This window comes from bacterium, assembly GCA_021372775.1.
In the GTDB taxonomy this organism is placed as follows: domain Bacteria; phylum Acidobacteriota; class Polarisedimenticolia; order J045; family J045; genus JAJFTU01.
The window spans coordinates 1-4,788 of sequence record JAJFTU010000261.1; the positions used below are offsets into that span (position 1 = coordinate 1).

A 4,788-nucleotide genomic window follows, 5' to 3' on the forward strand; every position below is an offset into this window, starting at 1 on the left:
ACCTCGGGCGCGGGCGCCTCGGCGGCGCGGATCCGCGCGATGAAGACGTCTTCGAGCGACGGCTCGACGGGGGCGGCGCTCTCGACCGTGCAGCCGCCGGCGACGAGGGCGGCGGCGAGAACGCGCGCGGCCTCGTCGGGCGCCGCGGCCGCGGCCGGGGCGAGCTCGACGTGCAGGCGCTCGCCGAACTGCTGCACGCCGCCGACCGCCGGATGCCGTTCGAGCAGCGCCAGCGCCTCGCGCCGCGGCGCGGCGAGGAGCTCGACGAGCGCGAGGCCGGCGAGGCGGCGCAGCGCCGCCGGCTCGTCGAGGGCGAGGACGCGGCCGCCGGCGACGAGCGCCACGCGGGCGCAGCGCTCGGCCTCGTCGAGGTACGGCGTGGCGAGGAGGATCGTCAGCCCGTCGCGCTGCAGCGCGGCGAGGATCTTCCAGAAGTCGCGCCGCGAGACCGGATCGACGCCGGTCGTCGGCTCGTCGAGCACGAGCAGCTCCGGCGTGTGGATCAAGGTCGCCGCGAGGGCGAGCTTCTGCTTCATCCCGCCGGAGAGGCGGTCGGCGAGACGCGCGCGGAACGGCGTCATCCGCAGCAGGTCGAGCAGCTCGTCGCGGCGGCGCTTCCAGCCGGAGACGCCGTGCACCGCGGCGAAGAACTCGATGTTCTCGTCCACGGAGAGGTCGCCGTAGAGCGAGAAGCGCTGCGAGAGATAGCCGGCGCGGGCGGCGATCGCGCGCTGGCGGCGCCACGGGTCGAACCCCGCGACCTCGAGTTCGCCGGCGTCGGGCCGCACGAGGCCGAGGACGGCGCGCAGCGTCGTCGTCTTGCCGGCGCCGTCCGGGCCGATCAGCCCGAACATCTCGCCGCGGCGGACGTCGAACGAGATCCCCTCCACGGCGGTCGTCGCGCCGAAGCGGCGCACGAGCCCGCGGACGCGGACCGCGACGTCCGCTTCGCGCGGCGCGGGAGCGACGCTCACTTGCCGAGCTCCGCGAACGGGAAGCGCGCCTCGGCGGGCATCCCCGCCTTGAACATCCCGTCGTCGTTGGGCAGGGCGACCTTCACGCGGTAGACGAGCTTCACCCGCTCGTCGCGCGTCTGGACGTTCTTGGGCGTGAACTCCGCCTCGCTGGCGACGAAGGAGACCTTGCCTTGGCGGCGCTGGCCGCCGTCGGTCGTCACCTCGACCGCCTGGCCGAGGGAGACCCGCGGCAGCTCCGGCTCGCCGACGTAGACGGTGAGCCAGGTGTCGGAGAGGTCGGAGAGGACGAGGAGCGTCGCGCCGGGCGCGGCCATCTCCCCCTGCTCGACCGCCTTGTGCGTGATCACGCCCGCGGCGGGGGCGACGACGCGGCAGTCGCCGATCTGCTGTTCGAGCTGCGCCGCGCGCGCCGCCGCCTGCTCGGCGCGGGCCGCCGAGGCGTCCTTCTCCTCGGCGCGGAAGCCGCTCTCGAGGCGCCGCAGCGCCTGTTCGGCGGCGGCGAGGCGCGCGCGCAGCGAGTCGCGGCGCGTCGCCGCGTCGTCGCGCGACTTGGGCGTTCCCGAGCCGCTGTCGAGAAGCTGCTGCATCCGGTCGAGGTCCCGCTGCGCGCCGTCGAGGTCGGCCTTGAGCGAGGCGACGTTGGCCCGCGCCTCGGCGATGTCCTCCGGCCGGGCGCCGGTCCGCTTCAGCCGCAGGTCGGCCTCCGCGGCCGAGCGTTCGGCGCGCGCCGCGTCGAGCGCGAGCCGGAGGTCCACGGAGTCGATCTCGGCGAGCGGCTGCCCGGCGGCGACCCGGTCCCCCTCCTTGACGAGGAGGCGGGCGATCCGGCCGCCGACCTTCGGCGCGACGCGGATCTCGGTCGTTTCGACGTGGCCGGAGACGACGCCGGCGGCGTGGCGGCCGTCGCCGCAGGCGGCGGCGCCGACGAGCGCGACGGCGAGCGGAACGGCGAGGACGAGCGGGCGCATCGGCATTCTCCTAGCCCCGCTTCCGCGGGGAACGCGCGGCGGCGGGCGCCGCGGCGGGGGCGAGACCGTGGAGGGCGAGCCGCTGCATGTGCGCGACGAACTCCTCGTTCGTCGGCGACGTCACCGGCATGTCGAGTTGGTCGAAGACGCGGGCGCGGAAGTCGCGCGAGCCGAAGAAGAAGAGCATCGCGCCGATCAGCGAGAGGTGCGTGACGAGCGGGTGCGTCTTGCGGAACGTCCCCTCGCGTTCCCCCTGCTCGAGGACGGCGCGGACTTCGCCGAAGACGGCGAGGAAGCGCGGGAAGAGGGTCTTGTCGAGGAACCGCCCGCCGGAGAGGATCTCGTGCAGCATCATCCGCGCGAAGTCGGGGCGCTCGTTCTGCAGCTCGGCGAAGCCGCGCAGGAAGTAGGCGAGCTTCTCGCCGGCGGGGGTCGCCGGGTCGTGCAGCGGCGCCATCCGCGCCTTGGCGGTGGCCAGCACGTCGGCGAGGATCGCGGTGTAGAGCCCCTCCTTGCCGCCGAAGTGGTAGTTGATCATCGCCTTGTTGACCCCCGCCGCGGCGGCGATGTCGTCGGCGGTCGCGCCGTCGAAGCCGCGCTCGGCGAAGAGGCGCGAGGCGGCGGCGCGGAGCAGCTCCTGGGTCTTCTCGGGGTTGCGTTCCCCTTTGGCGCGTTTCGAGGCGGCCTTGGCGCGCGGCATTTCGCGTCTCCTCGCCGGCCGGACGGCCCGGGGCCGTGTCAACCAACCGGTTGATTAGAGAGTGCGGCGCCGCGCGGGCGTTGTCAAACGTTTGGTTGATTATTCGGCGAGGAAGGTGGAGACCTCGCCCCGCAGCCGTCCCCCGGCGCCGACCTCGAAGGCGTAGCGGGAGAGGGGCGGCGCGCAGGCGGCGAGCCGCACCGCGGCGAGGATCGGCCGGCCGGCGGGAAGCGGCCCGCCGTCGAGGACGACGTCGCGGGCGCCGACGAGGTAGCCGCGCCGCGCCTCCCCCGCCCCGCCGGCGCGCACGCGGACCAGCGTCTCGAAGCAGGCCGCGGCCTGGGCGGCGATCTCCAGCGCGAGGAGCGCCGGCGCCGCGCCGTCGCGGACGAAGGCGCTTTCGTCGGGGATCAGCGCCTCGAGGTCGAGCCGCTCGTCGTCGGCGCGCAGGACGCGCGCCGCGAACCGCGCCGGCGCCCGGTGCGGCAGCAGCGAAGACGCCTCGACGCCGCCGGTCGCCGCGCGGAAGCGCTCGGGCGCGCCGCCGGTCGCCGCTTCGGTCGCGGCGCGAAGACCCTCGGGCGCGCCGTCTGTCGCAGGCGCTGAGCGGGGCGCGTCGTCGTCCCCGAGAGGCGACGCCGCGACGAGGCGCGCGCTTCCGTCGGCGACGACCTCCCCCGCCCGGCGCCAAACGAACGTCGTCTCCCCGCCGCGCGGCGCCGCCTCGAGATCGAGCGCGTCCCCCGGGAAGGCCGGCCGGCGGAAGCGGAGCTTGCGCAGCGCGCCGAGCGCGAGCGGCCGCCCCGCGATCCGCGACACCTCGCGTTCGAGGAGCGCGAGCTGCGCCACGCCGGGGAGGATCGGCGAGTCCGGAAAGTGCCCGGCGAAGAAGCGGTCGTCCGCCTCGAGAACGACCCGCGCCGCGACCGGCCCGGCGAGCGAGAACGCGTCCGCTCCGTCCACGCGACCCGCTCCACCCGCGCCGCTCATCGCGCCGCCTCCACCCCTCGCTCCGAACCCGCGCTCATCGTCAACGGCCCTCTTCGGCCTTGCGCCCGCCGACCGCGCCGACGACGAAGCCGCGGTACGCGGCGCGCATCGCCTTCACGTCGGGATAGAGGCGCGTCTCCGCGAACCCCGCCGCGGCCAGCGCGTCCTCCCACTCCTCCGCGGTCAGGAACCCGCCGGCGCGCGGCCGCCCGATCGCCGCCCCGGGGGCGCGGAACGCCTCCAGCAGATTGAAGACGAACTCCGAGTAGACCGGAACGCGCGGCCCGGGCCGCAGGCACTCGCCGAGGACGAGCCATCCGCCGGGGCGCAACGCGCGATGGACCGCGGCCAGCGCCGCCGGCAGGTCGCGCGCGACGTGCATCGTGTTGACCGCGAAGACCAGCCCCAGCGAGCCGTCCTCGGCCCCCTGCCGCGCGAACGGCGCGTCGAGGTCGAACTTCGCGAAGGTCAGCGGCAGCTTCGCGCCGTGCAGCGGCGTCAGGCGGCGCTGCGCCCGGCGCAGGAAGAACGGCGCGAGCTCCGTGAAGCGGTACGGGCCGAGATCCGCGGCGCGCCCGGCCTCGTCGAAGGCCTCGATCAGCGCCGCCGCGCCGCTCCCCAGCCCGCCGCCGACTTCGAGCGTCGGCCCCGCGGCCCCGGCGGTCCAGGTCCGCGCGGCGAGCGCCGCGACGCGGTTGTTGACGGCGTAGAGCGGGTTCGCGTTGTCGAAGTACTCGCCCCACAGCGGCACGACCTCGGGCGCGAAGAGCGCCTCGTCCCCCTTGACCTCGCCGCGCAGAAAGCGGGGATAGATCGCGGCCGCGGCGGCGACGAAGCGGTACGACGGCAGCGCCGCCGGATCGAGCTCCTGTTGCGCGGCGACGAGTTCCGACGGATCGAGTTCCGGCGTCGCCTCCCGCCGCACGGCGCGCGGCGCGCCGGCGGTTTGGACCAGGTCGGCGGCGCCGCCCGCGGCGAGTTCGCGCAGCAGCCAGTCCACGGCCGGCTCGACCTCGCGCGGGAAGCCGGCGCGGTCGCAGGCCTCGGCCGCGCCGCGGGGCGCGTCGAGCGCGTCCCAGAGTCCCGAAGCGCGCGCCGCGCCGAGCGCGAGGCGGAAGACGTAGGCCTCGTGGAGGTCGCAGGTCGCGACGAA

General features: G+C 75.8%; 5 protein-coding genes. All 5 read right to left on the reverse strand.

What is annotated here, in order from left to right; all coding sequences use genetic code 11:
- Window positions 1–974: ABC transporter ATP-binding protein (locus LLG88_09290; protein ID MCE5247095.1), on the reverse strand; the 974-nt coding region annotated here is incomplete at its 3' end.
- On the reverse strand, window positions 971–1,945 hold the full coding sequence (locus LLG88_09295; protein ID MCE5247096.1) for an efflux RND transporter periplasmic adaptor subunit: 975 nt from the start codon (window positions 1,943–1,945) through the stop codon (window positions 971–973). The genes LLG88_09290 and LLG88_09295, both read right to left, overlap by 4 nt.
- 10 nt (window positions 1,946–1,955) lie before the next feature.
- Entirely contained in the window at window positions 1,956–2,645 is a 690-nt protein-coding gene (locus LLG88_09300; GenBank protein MCE5247097.1) for a TetR/AcrR family transcriptional regulator, read from the reverse strand.
- Between the two features lie 99 nt (window positions 2,646–2,744).
- Window positions 2,745–3,608, reverse strand: a complete 864-nt coding sequence (locus LLG88_09305) for a hypothetical protein (GenBank protein ID MCE5247098.1) — start codon at window positions 3,606–3,608, stop codon at window positions 2,745–2,747.
- Window positions 3,609–3,675: 67 nt separating this feature from the next.
- Window positions 3,676–4,788, reverse strand: a 1,113-nt coding sequence (locus LLG88_09310; GenBank protein ID MCE5247099.1) for a class I SAM-dependent methyltransferase, incomplete at its 5' end; no start/stop codon positions are given.